Here is a 26,545-nt window from a genome sequence, read left to right on the forward strand (position 1 = left end):
AGGGCTTTAAAACTACCGAAAAATCAAAAGGGGTTCGGAATAAGACTATTCCGAACCCCTTTTGTCGACAAACTGACAGGCTCATGTACATGAGTCTGTTTTTGTATGCAGTGAATTATACCGGCGTTACATTTGCCGCTTGTAGGCCGCGTTGGCCTTCCTCTACGTCAAATGTTACTTCCTGGCCTTCATCTAAAGTTTTGTATCCCTCAGTTTGAATAGCCGAGAAATGAACGAATACATCTTCTCCGTCTTCTCTTTCAATAAATCCGAAGCCTTTTTCACTGTTAAACCATTTTACTTTTCCGTGTTCCATTTTTGTTGCCTCCTAGCATGTAAATAACAATCAATCTTACGTACTTATTGTATCCAATTATTTATTTTTTAAACATAATTAACAAAGAAACTAACGCATAGAAGATGGAATGTTTTTGTTACACTGCTTTTTTCTTTTTAACTGAACCCTTTTGTGTTTTTGCTTCGTCTAATAATTAGGAGGGGAAATGATGTGGAAGAAATATTTGCTGAAGCACTTCAAGCCGATGATTATGATTCACTCTTTCATCAGGTGATGACCGCGTATGGACAAGACATTTTGGTGCTTGTCTATTCCTACGTAAAAAATAAAACGGTTGCCGAAGATCTAACCCAAGAAATTTTCGTTAAATGTTACCAGTCCATTCGCACCTTCCATCACCAGTCAAAAATGAAAACATGGCTGTGGAGAATTGCTATCAATCATTGTAAAGATCATTTAAAAAGCTGGCATACTCGTAACGTAGAAACAGTGGACACGGATACTATACATTCTCCTGTCTCTGTGGAAAATGTAGAAGGACAAGTAATAAAAAAAGACGAACAGTCGGGGCTGATGGAAGCTGTCTTGCAGCTTTCTGTTCCATACCGTGAAATTATCTATCTGCGCTATTATGAAGATTTGCCTTTAAAAGAAATCGAACAAATAACCGGCATTAAAATGAACACAGTTAAAACACGACTGCGCCGTGCCAAGGACTTGTTAAAAAAACAACTGGAGGAGCGATAATAATGGACGATCAATTAAAGAGCTTAAAAAAGCTCTCTCATGAGAAAGCTTTTCCGGGACTGCAGTTTACCTCTGAAATCCAGCAGAACGTATATAAAGAAATTCGAAAAAAGAAGGAAAAAGACGAGGATATTTTATTGGCCATTTTTCAGTTACTCAATGAAAAAAAGACGGGTTTCGAATTATTGTCTCACTTGCGCAGCCGTGGAGTCACCAAGTTCAATAAGAATGAGGGCTTTTTATATGCGCTTCTCCATTCATTAGAACAAAAAGGATACATCATGGCGGAATGGCAAGAAGACAGGGACAAATATTATATTCTGCACTCTAAAGGAAAAAAGATGCTGCAGAAGCTAGAAAGAAAATCTTCCGTCATCCCTCTATCCTTACAAGAGATTTGGAAAGGAGCGATGATGCATGGATAAACAGTCATTTATTGAACAAACGATAAGCGGTATACGTTCAAAAGAGACGAAACGTGCTGTTGCTCTGGAGTTAACCCAACACCTGGAAAAAAACATCAGCTACTATATGCGCCAGGGACTAACAGAAGCGGAAGCTGAAAAAGAAGCCATCCGACAAATGGGAGACCCTGTCAAGCTCAGCAAAAAAATGAAAAAAGTCCATAAACCCAAAATAGAGTGGGGGATGATTGCTCTCTTTACTACCGCTTTATGTCTCGGCTTTTTCCCCTTATTCGCGCTTGATCAAGAAAACCCACTCTTTATTACTAAAATAGTTGCTTCGCTGGCTGGTATAGTCGTTTTACTTGTCTGGATGCAGTTTGATTATAGAAAATTGCACAGATACAGCTGGTTCTTTTATTGTACCGCTACAGTAGCACTATTCCTTGTATTTGGGGAAGGTCTACTATCTGCCAGAATGGTAAATGGAACTTATTATTTGAGTATGGGCCCTTTTAAAGGTGACTCAACAATTGTGCTGCCTTTTTATTTTTTGGCCTGGGCGAGCTTTTTATCCGGCAGCTCTCTAAAGTGGTGGAAGACTGCAATCTTATTTATTCTTCCTCTCGTTCTCTTTCTGGAAGCCCTTAGTTTAGTCAATGCAATGATTTACACAAGCATGGTTCTTGTTATGTATGGCTGGTCCATTCGCAAGAAGCCAAAAGCTCTGGCACTTTTAGCTGGAAGTCTCCTTCTGCTTGCAGGGGGTGGTGGATCCGTTTTATGGCTCACCGCTAAGAGCTATCAGTTAGGAAGAGTACCATCCTTTCTTTATCCTGAAGAGAGTTACTTCTATACCCAATTAAAAAAAATCATTAGTGAGGCTGGCTTGTTTGGAAAAACGATTGACCCTTCACAATTTCATCTTTCCGTTCCAGAGGCACAGACAGACATGGTGCTTGTGACAACGATTTATGGTTTAGGCTGGCTTTTCTTTTTATTCCTTCTCTTGATTCTTATGGCTTTTTCTGTAAGAGTACTCTGGCTAATAGGCAAGATAAAAGATTCTTTTGGACAGTTTCTTTTAGTGGGCTGTTTCGTGCTTTACACATTGCCGCTCGTATTAAATACAGGAATGACATTGGGATTACTTCCTTATATGGGTATATTTGTTCCCTTTATCAGTTACGGGACGATTACTATTTTACTTTATTCGTTCCTCACGGGTGTCATTTTAAGCATCTACCGGCTGAAAGATTACCCGTTAAAAGAAAAACCAGTGAACGAATAAAAAAGTGGGTCTCCTAAAACTTTAGGAGACCCACTTTTTCGATAATGCGGTGAAATATAATCGTTTTAAAAAAGATCGATAATCCCTTTTGCCGTAGCTTCTCCATTCTCGATGCAATCTGGGATGCCTACACCGTAATAAGAACAGCCAGCCAACAAAATACCCGGATAAGAAGCTGCCAAGTCCTTCTCAAGTGCCTGGACTGTTTGCGGATGGGTGATTAAATAGTTCGGCATACTATCAGACCAGTTCGTTACTTCACTCACAATTGGTTCAAGCTCCATGCCAAGCCCTTGATGAATGTCTTTTATGGCCACTTGAAGCAGTTCTTCTTCGTTCATTTCCTGCAAGGAAGCGAATGCCGGGTGACTGCTTTTATAGAATAAACGCACGAGCAGATTGCCGCTTTCTGATGTATGCGCCCATTTGCGGCTTGTCCAGGTGCATGCGTTACATGATAACTCATGAGTATTCGCTGTAATAAAACCTGTTCCATCTGCTGGAAGCAAGCTGTCAGGCACGTTGAAACCGGCATATACACTAATCAAAGAGCTGGTTTTCAAGCGGGAAAATTCTCCAGCAAGCGCCTGGTCATTAAATAGCTTTTCTGCAGCTGTATGGGGAATGCTGAGTACCACGTAATCGGCTTCAACCACTTCACCATTTGCAAAAGAGACTTTATAATAATCCTTTATTTTTTTTATTTTCTCGGCCTTCATGTTCTTGCGGATTTCCGCTTCCTCAATCTTGCCTGCAAATGCCTCAATCAATGTATCTAAGCCATTTTTAAAAGAAAGAAACTTTTTCCCGCTGCTTTGAAACTTTTCCTTATTTGCTTCCAATCCTTTAATAATGCTTCCATACTTCTCTTTATAATCCAGCAAGTAAGGGAGCGTAGAAGCAATAGTCAAATCGCTGAGATTACCGGAATACACGCCGGAGAGAACGGGAGCAATCTGTTTTTCAACCAATTCCTTCCCGAAGAAGTGCTCCAAAAACTTGCCGATCGAGTCGTTTTTTGTAAAGGTATTATTTCTAATATAAAAATCTTTCAACGCCTCTACTTTTCCTTCTGCCGATACAAGTGTACTTTTGGCGAGCGACTCCACGCTTGCCGGAATACCAAATACGGCATCGGCAGGAATCGGTTTTAACTTTCCATCTGTATAAATAAACGAGCGTCCCGTCGCATTATAGACCATTTCATTTTGCAAGCCAAGTTCTTCAATAAAGGCCATGCTGCTCGCTTTGCGTGTGACGATGGAGTCAGCACCTGTTTCCATCATAAATCCGTTGCTCTTTACTGTGCGGATCTTTCCGCCGAGCTCACCAGCTGCTTCTGTAAGCACTAACCTTACATCTGATTGTGTTTGCTGTTTCCATTTGTGCAATTCATACATAGCGGACAGCCCTGTAATGCCACCGCCAATAACTAAGACCGTTTTCACTTGTGCACACCTCTGTTTATAATCCGTTTTCACTCTTTTCAAGTGTACCACAATGAGCTTTCAGCGAATCATTTCTTCTCATACATTTAAATTATTTTCCCCAATCCAGTAAGTCTCCCTTATATTGATTTGCTGGCGGATTTTTCTTGTTATGTCTAATGTAATCTTTCCTCTTTCATATAAGCTTTGCACTTCATCTCTTTCTGCCTGAAAGGCCTTCACCTGAAGTTCGCGCCCTAAGCGAGTAAAGTTTTTAGAGGTGCCATTGTTCCTTATTAATTTTAGCTTCGCAAGCAGCTGATTATATTCTCCCATCACAAGAAATGACACATTTTTATTGTTGGCGTTCATTTCGTTCTTCAATACTTCAACGGCGTATTCAACCATTTCGATTTTTAACTCGAGCATCTTTTTATACTTTGTTCTTTGGCGCTTTCTTCTCTCCTGACTGCCAGGCAGTAAAACTTGTATAAGCTGGAGAACACTCCGTCTTAATAACGTCCAGAAAATAAGCATTTTATACCTCAAACGGTTTATTACTGCTATTTCCCGCCGATGAATATATTCTTGAAGCAAATAAGCCATTTCCTTGCTTATTCTTTTTTCTTTTATGAGTTTGCCAAGGTATTGCGCTTCTGCTCCAAGCGCTCTTAGGCGAGTATCTGCTTTCTCTTTTTCCCACTCAGAAGAATCTGTTTCATCACTTTCAAAAATCAGCTCACTGATCGTTCGATTATAGGTGGCAATGACCGCTAAAGCAGCTTCTCGGTTTTCCTCATCGATCACTTCGCGAATGGCACGGATAGCCGCTTTTTGGGTTTGAATAAACGCCGACTTTTCCAGCTTTTCTTTATTCTCCTCTCCCTTCTCTCTCACTGGCTTAGCTAAAATCGGCAAGACAATACTCGCTGTCGTCAGCGTCATTAAAATAACACCAGCGGCAATAAAAACAATCAACGCACGTTCAGGAAAGGGGCTGCCATCGGCCAGTGTATACGGGATGGTGAAAGCACCCGCGAGCGTTACAGCTCCTCGTACTCCGGAGATCGTAACAATTCCCACAGATCTGAGCGACGGCCTTTCCACTTGCTGCTTCCGCAGTGTCCATCCGCCCCACCAAGAGAAATAGACCCAGATAAAGCGAAGTAGAAAAAGTGCTGAACCGATCAGGAGAATGTATGTAATAACTTTGACATTATTGAATAACGGGCTTTGGAAAATTTCATTTAACACAAGCGGCACTTGTAAACCGAGCAGCACAAACACTAGACCGTTCAGTATGTATAAAATGACAGTCCAGGTACTCTTTGATACTACTTGCAGCTGCACGGCCGGCGATTGCTCTCTGTCCCGTTCAATCGCATGAACAATACCGGCGGCAACTACAGCTAAAATGCCCGAAACATGCACATGTTCTGCAGCTAAATAAATGAGAAAAGGCGTGAGAATTTGAATGAGCATGTGGACTGTCACGTCTTCCATTCCAAGACGGCGGATAAAAACTCTGAGGCGGATAACAGCAAAAGCAAGGACCGCTCCGATAGCAAAGCCGCCAATAGCAATAACTAAAAAACTCCAAACGGCTTCTCCCAGCGAAAAAACACCCGTTACTGTTGCAGCGACTGCGAATTTGAAAGCAACCAGTCCAGATGCATCATTCATGAGGCCTTCCCCTTCAAGCAGATGCATGATTCTTTTGTTCAAGCTGACTCTGCTCGATACAGCGCCAACAGCTACGACATCCGTCGGTGATAAAATAGCAGCTAAGGCAAATGCAGCAGGCAGAGGAATGGAGGGGATTAACCAATGAATAAAACCGCCGATAGCAAATACCGTCACAAATACAAGCCCGAGGGCAAGCAGTAAAATTTGGTTGCGCATTTTCCATAAAGCTGCCCTTGGCACGTTTCTTCCGTCATTAAAGAGCAAGGGAGCGATAAATAATACGAAAAACAGTTCGGGTTCCATTGGTATATGGAGATTGGGCAGAAAAGCTACAATCGTTGCCCCCAAAGCAACTTGTACGAGTGGTACAGGAACAAACGGTATAAAATGATTCAATACATTAGAAAACCCAATGACTGCTAGAAGCAACAATACGACAAGAAAAAACTCCATCTGTTTCTATCTCCCTTATTAATTCAAATACGAAAAGGGCCAATATATTCCCCCTCGTATCATTCATTTCTTGCTCACACAAAATTTATCTAACGCTGTGCATTATTTCTAGTTTTCCCTTTTAATTATTTTTCAAAACGGCTGCCTTATTATCATTTCTCTCAGACCAAAGTCTGAGAGAAATATCTGTCTGTAGTTCATTATGAAGATCCATAAATGGGGATAATATGGAAATACAAATAGCGCTCTTTAAGGATACATACTGCCAACGCCTACCACCCTCCCTTGAAATTATTCATTCCCGTATTCCTTCCAAAGGAGTTTATCCTGAGTGGGTTATCCTCCTCATTTTTGAGCATAAGATCAGTACTTGGGATGTCTATTACCACATCAAAATAAAAGGAGAATGATTGTGAACCTTGTAAAATTTATTGTTCAAAGAAAAATTTTAATTGGGTTATTGACAGCTTTAGTGGCAATAATCGGAGCATATTCCATTCTAAAACTAGATAAAGAACTGCTTCCCTCCATCGGCATGGACGGTGCTTATATAGAAATAAGTGCTGGGGAAATGGCTGCTATCGAGGTCGAGCGGACCATTACGACCCCGCTCGAACAAAAACTTGAAGCTATCGACGGCATAGAGAGCACCCAATCAACAACAAACATTGGCCGCAGCTCCATTCAAATCACCTTTGAGCGCGGACGGGGAAAAGAGCTGTATAGAGAAGTCGAAGCGGCCGCTAACTCTTTAAAAACCGAAGTCTCCAGTATCACTGATATTTCGGCAGGTCAATATGGAACGAATCAGAGCTATGAGTTTTTCATGGATGTATCCGGTGGTGACATCGGGAAGATGACTTCTTTTGCAAAAAACGTGCTGGAACCGCGTTTAGAGGCGCTACCCGAAGTAAGGGATGTCTCACTTTCAGGCGTGGTGGAGTATGAAGCGGCCATTGAATTCGACCGGCAAAAAACGGTAAAAAACGGAGTGGATATCCAGCAAGCGATGGAAGCCATCCAACAAGCAAACAATGAAGCGTCTTTAGGTGAATTAAGCGGTGACAAGAACTCTCCTTCACTGCGCTGGAATACCAAGCTAACAAGTATAGAGGATATCCAAAATATTCAGCTTCCAACTCCAACCGGCTTCATTAAATTAAAAGAAATTGCTCATGTTTCACTTCAGCCGCTTGAAAGCTCCTCTTTCGTCTGGAAAAACGGTACAAAAGATTTTATTTTTGTCCAAATCGGCCGGTCCTCTGATGTGACACAAATAGAGATGGCAAAAGCTGTGCGGGCAGAGGTTGAGCGCATGAAAAAGGAGCAGCTTGTCAAAGGGTTTCAGTTAAATGAAATTGTAGCGCAAGCGGACTATGTAAAAGAATCTTTGGACGGAGTAACAGATAACATTTTAATCGGTGGAATAATCGCCATTGCCGTGCTTCTAATCTTTTTGCGCAACCTCCGGGCTACCTTTATTATCGGCTTGTCCATTCCGACCTCCGTCTTACTTACATTTGCTGCTATGTGGATGTTTGGTTACAGCTTTAACATGTTGACATTGATCGGACTTGGTTTAGGGATCGGCATGATGGTAGATTCTTCCATCGTGATTTTGGAATCAATCTATAGAAAAAAAGAACAGGGACTCACTAATCTTGAGGCAGTAATAACAGGCACAAAGGAAGTCGCTGCTGCTGTTATTGCCTCCATGCTGACAACCATCGTTGTATTTCTGCCAATTGGGCTGATTGGCGGTGAAATGGGGCAATTTATGATGATGCTGTCAGCAGTCGTCGCGATTACACTCATAAGCTCTGTGATTATCGCCTTTACCCTTATTCCTTCACTCTCGGAGAAATTACTAATGCTTCGAAAGCCGAAGAAAGATTTTAAAGAGGGACCTTTCATGCAGGGCTACAACCGGATAGTCACCTGGACAATTAAGAAAAAGCGACGCAGTTTCACAATCATCGTTCTCTTTTTCATTATATTTGCCGGTTCACTATCCCTTGCTGGAAAAATTCCGATGACCATTATGCCTGATATGTTTAATCGCTATACCGAACTAATGGTCAATTTAGAAACAGGCCTTTCCTCTGAAGAAAAAGAAAAAGCTGCTCAGAAAATAAATGAAAAATTAAGCTCTATTGAAGATGTTGATTCCAACTATGTAATGGATAATGGGGGAATGTTTTATGCCATTATCAATATGACAAAGGGAGATCAAATAAAAAAAGATCAAAAAACAGTCAATGAAGAGATTTTAAAATCATTGCGCGATCTTCAGAAAACCGAGCCAATCAAAAATGTACAAAGTGCCATGTCCGGCGGCGGTGGTTCCCCTGTTCAAGTAAATATTAAAGGAGAAGATTTTAACGAACTGCAAGCTGTAGCAGATGACTTTATTAAAGAGCTTTATTCCATTGATGGAATCGTCGGTGTAGAAAATTCTATGAACCGCACTTCCGAGGAACAAGTGGTTGCTCTTAATAACAAAGAAATTGAGAAGGCTGGATTATCCCAAAACCAAATTAAACAACTCATTGAACAGGCTCTTCTGCAGATACCTGCCGGTGAAATGAGAATTAACGATGAAAACGTCCCTATAATGATGAGATGGTCTGAAAAGACAAACACGCAATCTTCCCTTCTAGATTTAACTGTGCCAGGCAAAAACGGCGAACAACAACTGTCTGCTTTTATCGAGCTGAAGAGTGTGAAAACACCTAACGAAATTTCTCATATAGATGGTGAACGCTTTATGTCTCTATCGGCTGACATTGAAGGAAAGGATCTCGGAGCCGTTAACCGAGATGTACAAAGGCTAATCGAAGAGTTTAAAGCGCCTGCTGGATATACAATCGGCGTAGCAGGAGATCTCGAACAGCAACAAGAATTAATGCTGGATATGGTTCTCGTGTTAGCGATTGCTCTCTTCCTTGTATATGTAGTCATGGCTGTGCAATTCAACCATTTAGGCCATCCGCTTATTGTAATGTCAGTGATTCCGATGACAATCACCGGCGTTCTTTTAGGATTATTTATTACCCAAAGAGAATTAAATCTAATGTCTGGAATCGGAGTAATCATGCTTATCGGCATTGTATTAAACAACGCCATTCTGCTTATTGACCGCACGAACCAGCTTCGCAGAGAAGGTTATTCTGTTGAAATTGCCCTTGTCGAAGCAGGAAAGAACCGTATCCGCCCGATTTTCATGACCACCTTAACAACAGTAGGCGGCATGATCCCTTTGGCTTTGGCATCCGGCACTTCAGGAAATTATCAGGCACCTATGGCAACCGTTATCATATGCGGCCTCCTGTTTGCTACCTTTATCACTTTGCTGCTCATTCCAGCTGTGTATCGTTTGTTTACCGCTAGACGCCGGAAAACGAACAACCAAAGATCAAAAGACGATATGTCTTCCCTATCTAAACATATAGGTTAACCAACATCCCTTTCGACTCGGCAACAGTCGAAAGGGATTTTTTTGTAGAAACATTCGTCTTCTTCCCTCCCTGTCAGATGGAAATTTAAAACAGTTTGTCACTTACCTAGATTGAACATTCTAATAAGAAGTCCTATATCTCATCAGCTGTCAAATCAGGCAGGGCAACCAGGTTAAGCATGACTTAACTGCATCGTATAAACTAGCTTACCGAAAAACAGCACACTTTCCTTATTTATCGCTCTAAATCAATACAGCAGTTTATTAAAGAATAGGGCCGCGTTTTAAATTACGAGAAGTGTACACACTCACTAAGTAAAAGGAGTAAACCAATGTATTTTGTTATTAATGTAATTGGGATCCTGGCAGTATTGACTTTGGCTTACGTTTTCTCCCTTAATCGTTCGAAGGTAAATTTTAAACCAATCATTATATTGTTCGTTTTACAGTTAGGTGTTACCTGGTTTATGTTATCCACTGGCATTGGCGGGAAAAGCATTACATTCATTTCTGACTTTTTTCTTTGGCTGATCAACAGCTCCATGGTTGGGATTAATTTCGTATTTGGAAACTTGGCACCTGTTAATAGCTCGGCCTTCACTTTTTTCATGAATGTTTTGATGCCGATTATTTTTGTCATCACTTTTTTTGATATTTTAACTTACTTTGGAATTTTACCGCTCATTATTAACGGCATCGGCTGGTTCTTTTCCAAAGTTACACGAACTCCCCGCTTTGAAAGCTTCTATTCCATTCAAGTGATGTTTTTGGGGAACAATGAAGCCCTTGCCGTTACCCGTGAACAATTAAATAAAATGGATAACACAAGGCTGTTAACTGTCTCAATGATTAGTATGTCTTGTGTAAGTGCGGGAATGCTCGGCGGTTACTTGCAGCTTTTAGATGCAAAGTATGTATTAACAGCTATTCCCTTAAACGCGATCGGCGCTTTAATGATTACCTCGCTGCTAAATCCGTACACTGTTTCCAAAGAAGAGGATATCGTCTACGCTCCCTCTAAAACAGCAAAAGGAAATTTCTTTGATGTCATTTCAAACAGTATGTTAACAGGGGGAAAACTGGCCCTCATCATTGCCGTCATGCTTATTGGTTTTGTTTCCCTTATCACCGCTACCGATAGTGCATTAAGTCTGATTCATCATCAGCTGTCACTTGAGAATGCTTTTGCTGTAGTATTTTCCCCATTAAGCTTCTTAATGGGAGTGGAATGGGCTCACGTATTTAAAATTGCACAATTTATGGGGGAAAAATTAGCCGCTAATGAATTTATCGCAATGACGCATTTAAAACCCGAGCTTGCGACACTAAACGCCCATACAAAAGCGGTTATCTCCGCCTTTCTTATTTCCTTCTGCAATTTCCCGACCATCGGGATTATTCTCGGAAGCATTCGCTCTTTATTTGGGCAGGAAAGATCCGCTTTTATTGCCGACCATACATGGAGATTGCTATTTAGTGGTATTCTTGTCTCTAGTCTGACAGCTATGATTGTAGGGCTCTTTGTTTGGTAATTAAAAAGGAGTGGAATATATAAGGAGGTTTATCATTCATATGAGTACAATACAATCGTTAATTTCAAAGCTTGGACTGTCTCCCCATCCCGAGGGAGGGTATTACAAAAGGACATTTGCATCCGAAGAGCAAATATCCGCTAAAGAGCTCCAAGCAGCGTTTAGAGGTCAGCGAATGCTTTATACAAGCATTTATTTTTTGTTAACGTCCAATGCCGTTTCCCATTTTCACCGTCTTAAATCGGATGAATTATGGTATTTTCACGCTGGGAGCCCTTTGACGATTCATGTCATTCATGAAGATGGAGAATATGAAGAAATTCAATTAGGCATTGATCTAGAAAAGGGAGAAATCCCCCAGGCACTCGTTCCAAAAAATTCAATTTTTGGCTCTTCTGTTAATCAGAAAGATGCTTTTTCTTTAGTCGGCTGCATGGTTTCTCCGGGTTTCGAGTTTGAAGACTTTGAATTATTTACCCAAAATGTGCTTTTGCAAAAATATCCTCAGCACCAGGATATTATTATGAAGTTAGCCTACGAGAAAATCCCAGAATAAAATATAAGGACGGTTTCCCAATAAAGGTAAAACCGTCCTTTTTATTACCACTAGATCAGCTTTTTCTATTACTTATTGGACTCTAGCTGTTCCAGCTGCTGCTTATTCCGATTTAGCTGCTCCTGCAGCCTATGAATGGGCTCTAAATGCTCACTTTTTTCAAGAGCATTCGCTAGAGCGCTACCTGCCTGGTCAATCGTATTGCGCGCTTGCTGGATGGCCTGCTCTGTAGGGTTTGATTGTGCCTGGCCCATTGCCGCTATGACATTGTCTATAGAATTGTGCAATTGAGAAATAACATTTTCATTTTTCCAGCTGGCTTTCGTGTGATCCATCAGAAAGGTCCCCTCCTCTATCAAATAACTGTATGCCTCTACTATGGCAAAGCGGAAGCTGTTTTATTCAGCTAATCAGTTAGAAATAAAAATAATTTACATTTCTACATTTATTGCATAAAATAGACATAATTATTTTTACTTAAGGCAACTTTATTGCTATTCACTTACAATTAGGCAGGGAGGAAAGAAAAATTGGTTTACAAAGAAAGCAATCTAAAGGTAAATAAAACGACCCAATCTGCCGAAGCTGTCCTAAGAGGTGAGGCAAAAGGAATTAATAAAATACTTCCTTTTCTCGGTCCGGCATTTATTGCTGCCGTTGCTTATATTGACCCGGGAAACTTCGCAACAAACATTACAGCAGGCTCAAAATACGGTTATCTGTTATTATGGGTCATCGCTGTTTCCAATTTGATGGCTGTTCTTATCCAATCTCTATCCGCTAAACTCGGAATCGCCACTGGAAAGAATTTGCCTGAAGTGGCACGTGACCGCTTTCCGAAAGGGGTTTCGATTTTTTTATGGATACAAAGTGAACTTGTCATCATTGCAACCGATCTCGCTGAATTCATCGGCGCTGCCTTAGGATTGTATTTGCTTTTTCATATTCCGATGGTGCCAGCCGCCATTATTACAGCGATAGGTTCCTTTGCTATATTAGAATTACAGCGCCGGGGATATCGGCCACTTGAGACAGGGATTGCTGCTATGGTTCTGATCGTTGTGCTTGCTTTTGCTTTTCAGACCTTTTTAGCTAAGCCGGATATCAGTGAAGTGTTGGGAGGCATGCTTATCCCTAAATTTGAAGGAGTAGACTCGATTGTATTGGCTGCTGGCATTCTTGGCGCCACCGTGATGCCACATGCGATTTATCTCCACTCATCACTTACACAAAATCGGGTTGTCGGCAGAGATGAAGCAGAAAAACGCAAAATATTTAAGTTTGAATTTGTTGATATTGTCATTGCTATGATTGTGGCAGGAGCCATTAACATGTGTATGCTAATTGTGGCTGCAGCTTTGTTTTCTAAAAAAGGAATGGTTGTAGAAGACTTAGATGTAGCATTCCAGGGATTCCATGATTATATCGGTCCAGCAGCTGGTATTTCTTTTGGTCTTGGTTTGTTAATTGCCGGCTTGTCCAGCTCGGCAGTTGGCACAATGACTGGAGATGTAGTTATGCAAGGGTTTATCCGCAAGCATATCAATCTCTATTTGCGAAGAATGATTACAATCATTCCCCCGCTTGTCATTATTATCTCAGGCATAAATCCTACAGGGGCCCTCGTCATGAGCCAGGTTATCCTTTCATTTGGAATTGCGTTTGCCCTCATTCCGCTCATTTTGTTTACGAGTAACCGAAACATCATGGGAGGGCTTGTTAACCATAAGATTACAACTATTGCTGCTTGGGGAATTGCTACACTCGTTATTATTCTCAACCTCTTCTTGTTAGTGGAAACGCTAGGAGGATCCTAAGAAACAAAAAGCCCTTTCGGGTGGCAGCAGATAGCCGCGCGAAAGGGCTTTTCATATAGGACTGATGGCAAATAAGCTATTTTATCTCTCATCTTCTATTTCTAATTTGCTCCCATCTTTAAACACAATCTCAATTTCAAACTTTTTATAGCCGGCAGGCAAGCCGAAAGCGCCAAGTGCTTTTCTAATTGCTTGCCGTTTAGGTGTTCTATGCTTAATCTCCAGCTTCTTTAAACATGGGTAGAGAAGTCTAAACGCCTCTTCCCCCTCTACCTCCACACCATTTAATTCATCTTCAATTTTCACTTCAAATGTGTGACTCTTTTTATCTTGTTCAATTTCTGCTTCATACTCTTTATTTTTTCCATAGGATACTTCCAATTCAAATTCTTTGTAGCCTAGATCCGCCATTTTTCCTTTCATGCTTTCACTCCTGCTATTGTTTACTTTTTCCCTAACACTCTTTCCTTTTTTTCTTTTTTTAAACGGCAGAATATATTAGAGACCATGCATTTTTGCTTCTGCCTCATCCCAAGCAACGGTGTAACCCTGCCCTTTTGAACAAAAGATGGAGGACGAACTATATTCAGGATCAGCATTCTTATTATACCCGATTCGTTTAATGACTTCTTCTTCGTTATGACAACGGTAATAGCCTCCAACTATCATATTCATCACGCCTTTTCCTTGTGTAAAAGCAGCAAGCTCTGTACTGTAATTCATAAAGGTTGCTACCGGTGCTTTGCCGGTCAAAAGCGCTTTATTTCCCTCTGTTTGTGGCGGATCAAAACTGCCGTGGGCCGTCTGAATATCAGCAAGCACTTTGCCCATCTGATCCATTTCCACTTTAATTTTAAAATGGTAATACGGCTCCAATAGAATGTTTTCTGCCTTTTCTAATCCTTGTCTCAGCGCCCGGTAAGTCGCTTCTCTAAAGTCGCCCCCCGAAGTGTGCTTGTTATGGGCACGTCCGGTAAGAAGGGTAACTTTCATATCTGTTAGCGTAGAGCCCGTTAACAGACCTCTATGTTCTTTCTCAAAAATGTGATGGCGGACTAAGTTCTGGTGTCCTACTGCCAGATCATTCACATGACAGGCATTTTCAAATGCAATCCCGCTATTTCTTTCGGCAGGCTCAAGTTTTAAATGAACCTCTGCATAGTGTCCTAATGGTTCAAAATGGCCATATCCGTTGACGGTCGAATCAATTGTTTCCTTATAAATGATTTCCGGGTCTCCGAAAGCCACATCCAGTTGAAAACGTTCCTTTACTACTTGCTTTAAAATTTCGAGTTGAATAGCGCCCATTACGTGAATATGGATTTCCTGAACATTCTCCTCCCACGTAACGTTCAAAGCAGGGTCCTCAATATCCAGCATGTGAAAGCAACGCAGAGCTTCTTTTACATGAATAGAAGGATCAATGACCACTTTGGACTTTAAAGTCGGGACCATCTCATACACAGCTTTTTCTTGTAAGACACCCATTCCATCGCCGGCATGCGCCTCTGACAATCCAGTAACAGCAAACAGCTCCCCTGCCCCGGCCTGGTCAGCTGTATGAAACTTGCTTCCATTGTATTTTCTTATTTGAGTTACTTTTTCAATTATTCCATTTCCGTAATGTACTTCGTCACGGACGTGCAATGTACCACTTAGCAATTTCATGAAAGTAATTCTTGTTCCATTATGATCATGCTTTACTTTATAAACACGGCCGGCAAAAGCCTGATCATTTGAATAATGGGTGACAGTTAGCTCGTCCAGCTTTTCCAAAAAGGAGGATATACCAATGTCTTGAAGTGCTGAGCCGCTGGCGCATGGAAATATTTCTCTTTTCTTAATCAATTTAATCATAGTATGAAGCCATACATCTTTTTCGTAGCTGCCGTTTATATATTGCTCCAACAAAGCTTCATCCCGCTCAGCGATAAATTCAATCATGGCCTCGCTCATTTCACCTTTGTTAAACCCCTCTGTTAGATTAACAATGTCCTTTGACAGCTCCGCTCGAATTTCATCTAACACTCTTTCAACATCGGCTCCGATACGATCTATTTTATTGATAAAGAAAAATACAGGAATGCTATGTTTTTTCAGCAGCTGCCAGATTGTTTCCGTATGACCTTCCACTCCTTCGACAGCACTGATGATAATAATGGCATAGTCCAACACTTGAATCGACCGTTCCATTTCTGGAGAAAAATCGACGTGGCCCGGGTTATCAATCAAATAATAAGTAGAATCGCGATAATCCATAACCCCTTGATCCGCAAACACTGTAATGCCTCGCTGTTTCTCAATTTCATGATTATCCAAAAAAGTATCCTTATGGTCTACTCTTCCTCTTTGTTTAATGCTATTTGTATGGTAAAGAAGCTGTTCAGAAAAGGTCGTCTTGCCAGCATCCACATGTGCAAATATACCGATTGTTTTATTCATCCTAGCACCTCTGTTACATTTCTTCGAAACATACAAAGCATTATATCAAAAATCTTTCCTTCTAACTGTCTTCCTCTGTAATTTTGTAGAACTTGTTCGCTTTCTTTGCATAGTGGGTATTGTCCCTGTAAAGGTGCATAATAAATAGAACATGTCCATCAATTTCTCATGAAAAGGAGCTTTTCTGATGAATCAACCTCTTGTCAGTGCGGTAAAAAAATATGCCTTCCCCTTTGAAACGAATGAAGATTTAACTAGGCTTATTGAGGAAATTGGGGATGCCAAGATTGTTCTTTTAGGAGAGGCGAGCCATGGAACTTCTGAGTTTTATTCCGTGCGGGCTGCTCTGTCAAAACAGCTTATTGAGGAAAAGGGATTTTCAGTGATCGCGGTGGAGGGAGACTGGCCATCAGCCCAGCAAGTGAATCGTTATATTAAAGGCTATGAGACGGAGAAGAAAGAAGCCAAAGAGGTGTTGCACGCCTTTGACCGTTGGCCAACCTGGATGTGGGCAAATCAAGAAATCGTCTCTCTCATCGAATGGCTGCGTGCCCATAATGAACAAAGGCCGACAGAGAAGAAAGTAGGTTTCTACGGGATTGATGTCTATAGCTTATGGGAGTCCATGGAGGAAGTGCTGAGTTATTTATCACGGACAGAAACTGCCGGTGTAGATTTGACGCTGGCAAGAAAAGCTTTTTCTTGCTTTGAGCCTTTCAATCGCCAGCCGGAGAACTACGCAATCTCCACTTTAAATATTTCTGATGTATGTGTAGAGGAAGTATCAAGGCTGCTGGCATCTATACGGACACATGAAAAGCATTATAAGGGGAAAGAAGAAGCAGACCTCAACTTAAAAGTGAATGCACTAGTTGCCAAAAATGCCGAAGAATATTACCGTGCCATGGTACGAGATGATTCTCTTTCCTGGAATATTCGTGATGAACATATGGTAGAAGCGATTAATGAATTACGAAGTTACTACGGAGAAAATACAAAAATTATTGTCTGGGAACATAATACCCATATCGGAGATGCTTCTGCTACAGACATGAAGAATGAAGGAATGATTAACGTCGGTCAGCTCATTCGTGAACAAAATGAACCGGAAGATGTCTACGCCATTGGATTTGGCACTCATCACGGCACTGTGATCGCTGCAGAAGAATGGGGGTTTCCATTTCAAAGGATGGAAGTGCCGCCCGCTCAAAGAAACTCTTGGGAAGATGTCCTTCATCAAGCAGGAGCTTACAATAAATGTTTAATTTTTAATGAGCAAAACCGTCATCTGTTTGACAGCTGGATTGGCCATAGGGCGATCGGTGTTGTCTATCATCCTGAATACGAAGCCTATGGCAATTACGTTCCTTCTAAAATTAGCGACCGTTATAATGCCTTTGTATACATTGATCAAACCCGGGCGCTTGTACCGCTGAAATAGAGAAAATTATCACAAAAAGAACGATCCCCGTAAGACCGTGCAAATAAAAAGGGGGCAAAAAATTTCTTCCTTGGAGCCCCCTCTCCCCGACTATGAACCGGGAAAAATTGCCCCATTTAACTCTTTTATAAAAAGACTGATATGTGACCTTGTTCTAGAATTGAATGACGATTTTTTTGACAATGGCTTTACCTATCCAATGTAACTTCGCTTGTTCCGTCTTGTGAAAAACAACTTTCTCCTATTTAGGCTGCAGTATACTCAGTTGTTGATTGCCTCTGCCGGCGGACGCTTTTCCCTTCGGAGTCACCGCCTATCGCTCCAATCGACTATTAAAAAACAACCTTTCTCTTTAACAGAGCCTTTATTTAAAAAATAACTATACATGCGAATGGAATCTGCTGTATCTCCTTCCACTGTTTCGAAATGGGAAATCTAATTATAGAACCGGATAATAGGCCTGATATTTCGGATGACAATAATAAGGAGGACGAGGTCCTATCATAGGCATTTGCCAAGCATGTGGATTCGATGCATAGAGGACTTGCACTTTTTCTTGCGATTGGTTCACTAATAATAATCTTACTTGGGGACTAATATAATATCTCATGGTGCCACCTCCTCAGACTGTCTTATCTTCTTTAAATTATTCAACTCCCTTTAAAATAGAACCGTCTTTAGCTGCTGAAAAAACCCTATTAAAGTCATTGAATTGTCCTTTTTAACATAATGTAATTTGATATTATTTGAAGAGGAGGCTTGATCATGACCCATTCAGCTGATGACAAAAAGAAAAGGCAAGCTTCACAGCGATATCCAATGCATCCTAACTATGGAAAAATAACACGTTACGAAGAAATCGCTGTTACCGTTCCAGAACAACGCCAGTTTCACCAGCCTGGCGTAGAAAAATTCATGGTGCCGAGACCTATTATCGAAAATCCTAATTACAAAGGAAGCGGAAAATTAACAGGAAAGGCGGCGCTTATCACAGGCGGTGACAGCGGGATTGGAGCTGCTGTGGCTATTGCTTTCGCTAAAGAAGGCGCCAATGTAGCTATTTCTTACCTAGATGAACATGAGGATGCCAATCGGACGAAACTAAGAGTGGAGGAACTTGGCAGACGCTGTTTATTGTTGCCTGGAGATGTAAGAAAAAAACAACACTGTGTTAGTATCGTAGAAAAAACGGTTCAAGCCTTTGGAAAAATGGATATTCTCTGTAACCATGTCGGTATTCAGTTTCAACAACTCAGCCTGCTTGACATCACTGATGAACAGTTCGATGATACGTTTAAAGTAAACATCTATTCTCATTTTTACACGACACGAGCGGCGCTGCCCCATCTAAAAGCAGGCAGTTCTATCATTAATACAGCTTCTGTAGTAGCCTATGATGGCAACAAGCAATTGATTGATTATACAGCGACTAAAGCAGCAATCGTTGGTTTCACCCGGGCCTTAGCAAACAGCTTAGTCGGAGAAGGCATACGTGTAAATGCAGTCGCCCCTGGCCGGATATGGACCCCTCTTATTCCATCCAGCTTCTCTGCCGATCAAGTCTCATTAGCGGGTAATCCGATGGACCGCCAAGGCCAGCCGTTTGAACTAGCCCCCACTTACGTGTACCTGGCTTCAGATGACTCCCGCTTTGTAACAGGCCAAACTCTTCATGTGAACGGAGGGCAATGGATGTCTTCTTAAAAAAGAATGAAAAGCTTTGTCGCCTTTTACATTAAAATATACTTAAAGAATACTGTTCAGAAAGCATTTCCAACAATTTCAGTCCCGCTATGCTATTTCCTTTTTCATCAAGGGCGGGACCAAATATCCCAATGCCAAATCGATTAGGCACCGCTCCCATAATTCCACCGGAAACGCCGCTCTTAGCCGGAATGCCGATTCTGACAGCAAATTCTCCAGCCGCATTATACATTCCGCAGGTAACCATAAATGTTTTACATATCCGGACGATGTCTTTAGGGATTAACTGCTCTTTTGTAAGAGGGTCCACCCCGTTCATGGCAAAAATGAGTCCTATTCTCGCGAGGTCCAGGCAAGTCATTTCAATTGCACACTGCTTCGTATAAAGCTCTAAAAGTCCCTCTACTTCTTCCTCAATAATTTGGTGCTCTCTCATAAAGTAGCATAACGCCCGGTTAAGATCCGCCGTATCGAATTCCGACTGTGCCACTTCTTTGGAGTAGCTCATTTCCTGGTCCCCGGTTAATTTTTGAACAAAACTAAGAATACGGGCAAGACGAGCTTCAATCGAGGGCCCCTTGATCATGCTTGTCACAGCTAATGCTCCAGCATTGATCATCGGATTAAGCGGTTTTGAAGGGTTATACAGCTCTAATTTTACTATAGAATTGAATGGGTCCCCTGTGGGCTCATAGCCTACCTTTTCAAACACACGCTCTTCTCCGCAATCCATCAAGGCAAGCGCAAGTGTCAGTACTTTAGAAATGCTTTGCAACGTGATTTTTTGGTCCACATCCCCGGCAGAAATGCACCTTCCGTCGGGATGAAAGATAGCTGCCGACAAGTCATTGGGATTTTCTTTCTTTAGTGCTGGGATATAATCGGCTACTTTTCCCTGTGCTGTATACTTCTTTGCTTCCATTATTAGTCCGTTTAATTTCTCGCTTGAGTAGCAAGGCATGTTAATCACCATCTTTTCTTTCGTTTCGTAAAGACAATATTAGTCTCAGCTAAATAAATTCAGTTTATCCACGCGTCTTGATACAGGTGCCTTTTCTCCCTTTACCCTCTTATCATGTCATAACAACTAAAAGCAGCCGACTTTTCTCCAATAAAGTTGTTTATCGGGGATGACAAACTATTTATCCGGGATCAGTTATTGTATATTTGGAAAAATGATCAACTTATCTAAAGTAAGCGATCCTTTATTAAGAGCAACGTAAAAAAGCAGGTCTAAAGGCTGTAATTAAGCCTTTGACCTGCTGCTTATTATTCTTTCTCTATCAATTCAGCTAAACTTTTTTCAAAAGGTGCGTAAGCAATGCCTTTTTCTGTAACAATGGCAGTAATCAATTCATGATCAGTAACATCAAAAGCCGGATTGTACACTTTCACATTTTCCGGGGCCATTGGTTTTTCATACCATTGAGCACTCACTTCTTCTGCTTTTCTAAGTTCAATTGGAATATCATCGCCTGATGCACATTTTAAATCCACTGTAGACAGCGGAGCACATACATAAAACGGAATGCCATAATGCTTGGCCAGCACCGCTAATCCTGATGTGCCGATTTTGTTAGCTGCATCCCCATTGGCAGCCACCCGGTCACAGCCGACTAACACCGCTTGCACCTTGCCCTCTTTCATAACGAGAGAAGCCATGTTATCACAAATTAACGTGACATCTACTCCAGCTTGCTGTAGTTCCCATGCAGTTAAGCGGGCCCCCTGGAGAAGCGGTCTTGTTTCATCCGCATATACGCTGAAATTGTACTCCCGTTCCTGCCCCAAATAGATAGGCGCCAAAGCCGTTCCATATTTAGCTGTTGCAATCGTGCCTGCATTACAATGAGTGAGAAGCCCCCATCCCGGTTCTAATAACGAAAGCGCATGTTCGCCGATGGCCAAGCACACCTGTTCATCTTCCTCACGGATCGTTTCGGCTTCGTCTCTCAACGCCCGCTTAATAACGGCTACATCCTTATCTGCTTCAATGTGCAAGCGGTCTTCCATCCGCTGTAAGGCCCAAAACAAGTTGACAGCTGTTGGACGGGAGGATTCCAGATACTTTTTTACTTTTTCAAATTCAGTTGCCAGCTCGGTAAAGGTTACTGCTTCTAATCGCTTTACGCCCAAATAAACACCATAAGCTGCTGCAATGCCGATAGCAGGTGCTCCTCTCACTTTTAAATGATAGATTGCATCCCAAATCTCTTCTACCTTTGAAAGCTGAAGAAAAACCTTTTCATTTGGCAGCAACGTCTGGTCAAGAAGAACAAGAGCATCGTTATCATCATCTAACCGGACTGATTGAATGGCTGCTACTGGTGTTGTCATCGCTGATTGCCCCTTTACTAAACTGATTTACACTCTGGCGCAGTACCTGCACAAAATCAGTGCCTGCCCGAATACCTGCTCGCTGAAGGATAAATGCTTTTCCGGCCGTTAAGCAAATTTTCTCTGCTGTTGCCCGGTCTTCTGCATAAGAAATCGATGTCAAATCCTTCACGTGAGCAATACCGATTACTCTCCGGCACAGTTCAAGTCCAGCAACCGCAGCGGTATCTTCAAGAATGGAATCCAAATACCACTCTTTAAAGCTTGGTAGAGTTGCTGTCTGCTCTGTCACTGTCTCATCCCACAACTGGATAAACTTCTCTGCAAACAGCTCAATCACTTGAATAATTGTTTCTTCTAAATATTGCAGGTAATCGTTTCTTTCTTCGGTTTCTTCTATTGTATAGCTCGCATGAACATAGGCAAAGATAAGATTTGCTACTACATTCCCGATATCATAGCCAGCCGGCCCATAAAAAGCAAACTCAGGATCAATCATTTTCGTAGAATCTTCTTTAATAAAAATCGAACCGGTATGAAGGTCGCCATGAAGAAGAGATTGGGCCTTTGTCATAAAATCAAACTTTAGTTTTGCTGTCTCCAGCTTAAGCGTTTCATCATTCCAAATCACTTCACGGGCAAATTCCTTCGTTCCCTCAAATACATCGTTTTGCTCACAGTCATAAAATGGCTCTGTATAAACCAAATCTTCGCTAATTTCACAAAGTTCAGGGTTTGTAAACTGCTGTACCCTCTGCTTCTTTTCTTTATGTCCCATGACGACATCTGAGGTAAGCAGCAAGGTACGGGCAAGAAATGTCGTAATATGATCAGCGAATAACGGGAATTTTTTATGCTTTAAAAGAGCGGAACGCATGATTTCATGATCAGATAAATCATCCATCACACAGCAGTTCATAATAGGATCATAGGAATAAACTTTTGGCACAAAGCCGGGAGCCAATTCGCCTTGCAGCGCCAATATTTCACTTTCAATTCGATTGCGGTCCGGAGAAACCTTAAAGGCATCAGAAATACGAGCTACTGGTCCTGCCTGCTTAATAATGATGGACTGGCCGCTTCGACGGTCAACGACCTTAAAGACATAATTCAAATTGCCATCCCCGATTTCACGGCATTCCAAATCGGCATCCTCAGCAAAAATATCTAATCTTTTTTGCGCATATTCTACTGCATCTGCTTCATTCATCGTAAAATAAGCTGAAGTAAAATCTTTCAAATAAGTCCCCTCCATTATCTCTGCTTATAGTAAGTCAGCCCTAATGCAAAAGCCAAAACGGCTCCCTTAACAATGTCCATCGCATAATATGGAACAGACATCATCACAAGCCCATTTTGCAAAATTCCAATCAGCACAGCTCCAATAAATGTGCCAATTGCATTCGGCTTGCCGGCCCCGAATACAGCAAATCCAATAAAAGCGGCAGCCACAGCATCCATTAAATATGGAGCACCTGCATTAATTTCCGCAGTCATCACTCGGGCTGCAAGCACCGTCCCTCCAATGGCTGCACAAACAGCGGAAAGCAAGTAAGCAATCATTTTGTACTTATTAACCGGTATCCCTGATAATCTGGCCGCCTCTTGGTTGCCGCCGATCATATACATGTATCTTCCATGCTTTGTGTAAGATAAAAAGATGTGTACAAGAACAACAGCAAGGACCATAACGATGATAATCCAAGGCACCTGCCCTGCTTTTTCAAATAACGGGCTGATCGCTCCTGCGGCGAATGTGCCATCTGGCATAACCATGTTTTGTGTAATCGTTGCCCCTTTTGTGTAGGTGAGGGCTACCCCTTGAATAATAAACATCATAGCCAAAGTCGTAAGCATATCAGGAATCTTAAATTTCACAATCAATAAAGAGTTCAATGCTCCCACGATAAGCGCAGCAGCTAACACAGCAATCAATGCGATAAAGATGTTCTGGGAATACCAGACAAACATTGAAATTACAATGGCGTTCGCCAGAGATGCAGTCGAACCGACAGAAAGATCAAATCCATTGATCGACAGAGAGATAGTCACACCAATGGCAATGATCGTTACAATGGAGATCGACCGTAAGATATTAATAATGTTTTCCCCTTCAATAAAGGATGGGTTGGCCCAGGTAAAGATGACGATCAAAAGCCCGATCGTCACAATCGTGCCATACTTATATAACCAGTCAAACAATTGAAAAGACTGTTTCACGGACTGAGTTTTCACTGCGATGGTTTGTTCAGTGTCCATCTACTTTCCTCCTGTTGAATAATATAGAATTTCTGCTTCGTTTGTAGAACCTGTTTCTATTTCCTTGACCACTTCTCCGTCATAGACTACATATAACCGATCTGTCATTCCAAGAATATCCACCAGTTCACTTGAAGCGTAGATAATCCCTTTTCCTTGCTTCGCCAGCTCGGCAATCAGCCCGAAAATCTCCCGCTTCGCTCCAACATCCACACCCTTCGTGGGCTCATCGAAAATATAGACATCGGCGTCGCCCATCAGCCACTTGCCAATGACCACCTTTTGCTGGTTCCCGCCTGATAGATTTCCGATTGTTGTTTCTATAGATGGAGTGACAACACCAAGCCGTTGGACCATTTTTTCAGCTTCTCTTTTTTCTGCCTTAAAATCAATTAAGCTAAAAAGCTTGGAGAATCGCTTCATGCTAGAAACCGTTAAATTCGTTGTTACAGATTCAGAAACAACCATTCCCGCTTTTCTTCTTTCCTCCGGAACAAGAACCATTCCATGCCGGACTGCATCAGAAGGAGAAGTGATTTTCACTTTCTTTCCTTGGATGAACACATCGCCTGATGTTTGCGGAGAAGCACCAAACAACGCCTGGCAGATCTCCGTTTTGCCTGCGCCGACAAGACCGGCGATTCCAACAATTTCTCCTCTTTTTACTTGGATATTCAAGTTTTTTACCATGCCATTGTCAGACAGGCCTTTCACTTCAAGAATGGTTTCTCCTGTTGTTGGCTGATGAGGAGGATATTGCTCTTCTAATGATTTTCCAAGCATTTGTTCAATGACATGTTTAGGAGAAGTAACAGCCGTTTCCTCTTTCATCACAAGTTCACCATTTCTCATGACAGTTATTTCTTCACAGATAGCAAACAGTTCTGGCAGGCGATGAGAAATAAAAATGATCGCTACTCCGTCTTGCTTTAATAGACGGATTAAACGAAATAACTCTTCTGTCTCTGCCTGGCTTAATGGGGCTGTTGGCTCATCCAGCACCAAACATTTACATTGATCGGAAATCGCTCTGGCGATTAACACCATTTGCTTTTCAGCGAGTGTGAGTTCATCGACTCGTTGGTAGGTGGAAATGGCTACATGCAAACGGGTCAGGATAGCAGCTGCCTGCTTATGGATCGATTTCCAGTTGATGAGCTGCTTTCGGCCCATGCGATGAATCATTTGCTCCAACATGATATTCTCGCCAACCGTTAGATAAGGAATAAGAGCTGTGTCAACTTCTTGATACACCATTTGAACGCCTAATCGTTTAGCGTCTTTTGGAGAGCGAAGTGTCACTTCTTCCCCATGAAAATAAATTTCGCCCCGATAATGGTCGTAAGCTCCGGATAGGACTTTCATCAATGTGGATTTTCCCGCTCCATTGGCACCGATCAAGGCGTGGATTTTTCCTTTTTCCACATGAAAATTCACATTCTTCAAAGCCGCCACCCCTGGGAAATCAATGGAGATGTTTTTCATTTCAATCATCATGTTCGTTCCCTTCTCATGAAATGGGTATGGCAATTAGGAAAAACGGAAGCATCCGCTAAAAACTAAGCGAATGCTCTTTTTTCTTAATAATGTTCTTTCAATGTCTTCATCCACTCTTCTTCAAATTCATCCGATTTTCCCCAGTTCGGAACAACGTTCTTTAAGCTTTCCATATTCACCGTCTCTTTAGAGGAAGATAATTCTTTTTGCGAAATTAAACTGGCATCTAATGCATATTCTTGCGGTGTTTCTTCTCCTGCAAGTTTCTTCGCCAAAATTCTCATATCAATTTTTCCGATCAGCGCCGGATCTACTGCGGCTGTATACTTCCAGGAGCTTCCTTTTTCCTGCATGAGTTGTAAATCGGCATTGGAAACATCAATTCCATAAATTTTCACTTCATCGCGACCTGCTTCTTTAATTGCACGCGCGGCTCCGATGGCGAATGCATCCCATGTGGCATAAATGGCATCCAACTTTCCTTTCGGATATTTCTTCAGCATGGCTTGAACAGCATTTTGTGTTTGAACGGATGTATCAGCAGCCGCTACTCCGAATCTTTCTACCTCTTTAATGCCTGAATTTTTCTTTAAAGTTTCTTCATATACGGCATTCCGGCGAACCATTGGCGGGAAACCGTCTACCCACAGGTAAGCAATTTTTGCTTTGCCATTGAAATCCTTCACCAATTGGTCCAAGCTCAAAGTGGCCAATGCTTTATCATCTTGAGAAGTTAGTGTCACACCGTCTACGCTCTTTAAATCTTCCACAGAATCAAAGGTGACAACACTCTTGCCTTTCTCTCTTAGCTTTTTCACAGCATCTACTGTTGCTGCATCATCTCCATGAGAGATAACTACTCCGTCATAGTCCTGATTGGCAGCTTGTTCAATGGCATCGTGGAACTTCGCTGTGTCACCGTTTGCTGTGAAGACATCCACTTTGAAACCGAGATCCTCCCCCTCTTTTTTTGCGCCTGCTAAAAATTGCGCTGTATGATCATCGCCGCCAATTTTACGGATGACCTTTACCTTTACCTCTTCACCATTTGCAAATCTCTCAGGTACATTTTCAATCTTTCCTGGCTTCTTTTCGTTTGACGAAGCACCTTGTTCGCCCCCTGAACAGCCCGTCAGCAGCAATGTTAAAGTTAAGCCGGATACGGCCAGTTTCTTAAATATCTTTCTCATCCTAAAC

Annotated in this window: 21 protein-coding genes; 9 read left to right on the forward strand and 12 right to left on the reverse strand. The window is 41.8% G+C overall.

Going from position 1 to position 26,545, the window contains the following annotated elements; translation table 11 throughout:
* Window positions 1-115: 115 nt before the first annotated feature.
* Window positions 116-316, reverse strand: a complete 201-nt coding sequence (locus ACH0BF_RS15065) for a cold-shock protein (protein ID WP_049660218.1) — start codon at window positions 314-316, stop codon at window positions 116-118.
* Window positions 317-508: 192 nt separating this feature from the next.
* Here ACH0BF_RS15065 and ACH0BF_RS15070 point away from each other — a divergent pair, with 192 nt between their 5' ends.
* Genes ACH0BF_RS15070 through ACH0BF_RS15080 form a run of 3 tightly spaced genes read left to right on the forward strand, consistent with a single transcriptional unit; the run spans window position 509 to window position 2,740 of the window.
* Complete coding sequence (locus ACH0BF_RS15070; RefSeq protein WP_406909578.1) at window positions 509-1,045, forward strand: sigma-70 family RNA polymerase sigma factor; 537 nt, start codon at window positions 509-511, stop codon at window positions 1,043-1,045.
* 2 nt (window positions 1,046-1,047) lie between these two features.
* Window positions 1,048-1,470, forward strand: a complete 423-nt coding sequence (locus ACH0BF_RS15075; RefSeq protein ID WP_406909579.1) for a PadR family transcriptional regulator — start codon at window positions 1,048-1,050, stop codon at window positions 1,468-1,470.
* A complete protein-coding gene (locus tag ACH0BF_RS15080; protein ID WP_406909581.1) occupies window positions 1,463-2,740 on the forward strand; it encodes an FtsW/RodA/SpoVE family cell cycle protein in 1,278 nt (425 codons plus the stop codon). The genes ACH0BF_RS15075 and ACH0BF_RS15080 overlap by 8 nt, the downstream gene beginning before the upstream one ends.
* 65 nt (window positions 2,741-2,805) lie before the next feature.
* Here ACH0BF_RS15080 and hemG read toward each other — a convergent pair whose 3' ends face one another.
* Both hemG and ACH0BF_RS15090 read right to left on the reverse strand, forming a co-directional pair.
* Window positions 2,806-4,188: a protoporphyrinogen oxidase gene (gene hemG / locus ACH0BF_RS15085; RefSeq protein WP_406909582.1), complete on the reverse strand. Its 1,383-nt coding sequence runs from the start codon at window positions 4,186-4,188 to the stop codon at window positions 2,806-2,808.
* A gap of 78 nt (window positions 4,189-4,266) precedes the next feature.
* Window positions 4,267-6,306 (reverse strand): Na+/H+ antiporter, encoded by a 2,040-nt coding sequence (locus ACH0BF_RS15090; protein ID WP_406909583.1) that lies wholly within the window; start codon window positions 6,304-6,306, stop codon window positions 4,267-4,269.
* Window positions 6,307-6,712: 406 nt separating this feature from the next.
* Between ACH0BF_RS15090 and ACH0BF_RS15095 the strand changes: the two genes are divergently transcribed.
* The 3 genes from ACH0BF_RS15095 to ACH0BF_RS15105 all read left to right on the forward strand — a co-directional run bounded on the left by ACH0BF_RS15095 (window position 6,713) and on the right by ACH0BF_RS15105 (window position 11,851).
* Window positions 6,713-9,763, forward strand: a complete 3,051-nt coding sequence (locus ACH0BF_RS15095) for an efflux RND transporter permease subunit (RefSeq protein WP_406909584.1) — start codon at window positions 6,713-6,715, stop codon at window positions 9,761-9,763.
* Between the two features lie 332 nt (window positions 9,764-10,095).
* Window positions 10,096-11,295 (forward strand): NupC/NupG family nucleoside CNT transporter, encoded by a 1,200-nt coding sequence (locus ACH0BF_RS15100; protein ID WP_406909585.1) that lies wholly within the window; start codon window positions 10,096-10,098, stop codon window positions 11,293-11,295.
* A 40-nt stretch (window positions 11,296-11,335) separates the two neighbouring features.
* Window positions 11,336-11,851: a cupin domain-containing protein gene (locus tag ACH0BF_RS15105; RefSeq protein WP_406909586.1), complete on the forward strand. Its 516-nt coding sequence runs from the start codon at window positions 11,336-11,338 to the stop codon at window positions 11,849-11,851.
* A 68-nt stretch (window positions 11,852-11,919) separates the two neighbouring features.
* Here ACH0BF_RS15105 and ACH0BF_RS15110 read toward each other — a convergent pair whose 3' ends face one another.
* A complete protein-coding gene (locus tag ACH0BF_RS15110; protein WP_406909587.1) occupies window positions 11,920-12,186 on the reverse strand; it encodes a hypothetical protein in 267 nt (88 codons plus the stop codon).
* A 195-nt stretch (window positions 12,187-12,381) separates the two neighbouring features.
* Here ACH0BF_RS15110 and ACH0BF_RS15115 point away from each other — a divergent pair, with 195 nt between their 5' ends.
* Complete coding sequence (locus ACH0BF_RS15115) at window positions 12,382-13,668, forward strand: Nramp family divalent metal transporter (protein ID WP_406909588.1); 1,287 nt, start codon at window positions 12,382-12,384, stop codon at window positions 13,666-13,668.
* 81 nt (window positions 13,669-13,749) lie between these two features.
* Here the strand turns inward: ACH0BF_RS15115 and ACH0BF_RS15120 are convergent, their stop codons facing one another.
* Both ACH0BF_RS15120 and ACH0BF_RS15125 read right to left on the reverse strand, forming a co-directional pair.
* On the reverse strand, window positions 13,750-14,091 hold the full coding sequence (locus ACH0BF_RS15120) for a YusW family protein (RefSeq protein WP_120036253.1): 342 nt from the start codon (window positions 14,089-14,091) through the stop codon (window positions 13,750-13,752).
* A 75-nt stretch (window positions 14,092-14,166) separates the two neighbouring features.
* Entirely contained in the window at window positions 14,167-16,110 is a 1,944-nt protein-coding gene (locus ACH0BF_RS15125; protein WP_406909589.1) for a GTP-binding protein, read from the reverse strand.
* 187 nt (window positions 16,111-16,297) lie between these two features.
* Between ACH0BF_RS15125 and ACH0BF_RS15130 the strand changes: the two genes are divergently transcribed.
* On the forward strand, window positions 16,298-17,551 hold the full coding sequence (locus ACH0BF_RS15130; protein ID WP_406909590.1) for an erythromycin esterase family protein: 1,254 nt from the start codon (window positions 16,298-16,300) through the stop codon (window positions 17,549-17,551).
* Between the two features lie 765 nt (window positions 17,552-18,316).
* The gene (locus ACH0BF_RS15135) at window positions 18,317-19,255 is read left to right on the forward strand and encodes an SDR family oxidoreductase (protein WP_406909591.1); all 939 of its coding nucleotides are present in this window, start codon (window positions 18,317-18,319) and stop codon (window positions 19,253-19,255) included.
* Window positions 19,256-19,286: 31 nt separating this feature from the next.
* On the opposite strand, the gene glsA is transcribed toward ACH0BF_RS15135, so the two are convergent.
* The 6 genes from glsA to ACH0BF_RS15165 form a co-directional block, all read right to left on the reverse strand.
* Window positions 19,287-20,216 carry a glutaminase A gene (gene glsA, locus ACH0BF_RS15140; protein WP_406909592.1) on the reverse strand — a complete coding sequence of 310 codons (930 nt, stop codon included), beginning with the start codon at window positions 20,214-20,216 and terminating at the stop codon, window positions 19,287-19,289.
* A 308-nt stretch (window positions 20,217-20,524) separates the two neighbouring features.
* The gene (mtnA, locus tag ACH0BF_RS15145) at window positions 20,525-21,592 is read right to left on the reverse strand and encodes an S-methyl-5-thioribose-1-phosphate isomerase (protein WP_120036248.1); all 1,068 of its coding nucleotides are present in this window, start codon (window positions 21,590-21,592) and stop codon (window positions 20,525-20,527) included.
* On the reverse strand, window positions 21,549-22,832 hold the full coding sequence (gene mtnK, locus ACH0BF_RS15150) for an S-methyl-5-thioribose kinase (protein ID WP_406909593.1): 1,284 nt from the start codon (window positions 22,830-22,832) through the stop codon (window positions 21,549-21,551). Before mtnK ends, mtnA begins: the two co-directional genes overlap by 44 nt.
* Window positions 22,833-22,846: 14 nt before the next feature.
* A complete protein-coding gene (locus tag ACH0BF_RS15155) occupies window positions 22,847-23,851 on the reverse strand; it encodes an ABC transporter permease (RefSeq protein ID WP_406909594.1) in 1,005 nt (334 codons plus the stop codon).
* Window positions 23,852-25,348: a sugar ABC transporter ATP-binding protein gene (locus ACH0BF_RS15160; protein WP_406909595.1), complete on the reverse strand. Its 1,497-nt coding sequence runs from the start codon at window positions 25,346-25,348 to the stop codon at window positions 23,852-23,854.
* Window positions 25,349-25,431: 83 nt separating this feature from the next.
* Window positions 25,432-26,538 carry a sugar ABC transporter substrate-binding protein gene (locus tag ACH0BF_RS15165; protein ID WP_406909596.1) on the reverse strand — a complete coding sequence of 369 codons (1,107 nt, stop codon included), beginning with the start codon at window positions 26,536-26,538 and terminating at the stop codon, window positions 25,432-25,434.
* Window positions 26,539-26,545: the final 7 nt, after the last annotated feature.

Origin of the sequence: Pseudobacillus sp. 179-B 2D1 NHS (assembly GCF_045370945.1) — a bacterium.
In the GTDB taxonomy this organism is placed as follows: Bacteria; Bacillota; Bacilli; order Bacillales; family Domibacillaceae; genus Pseudobacillus.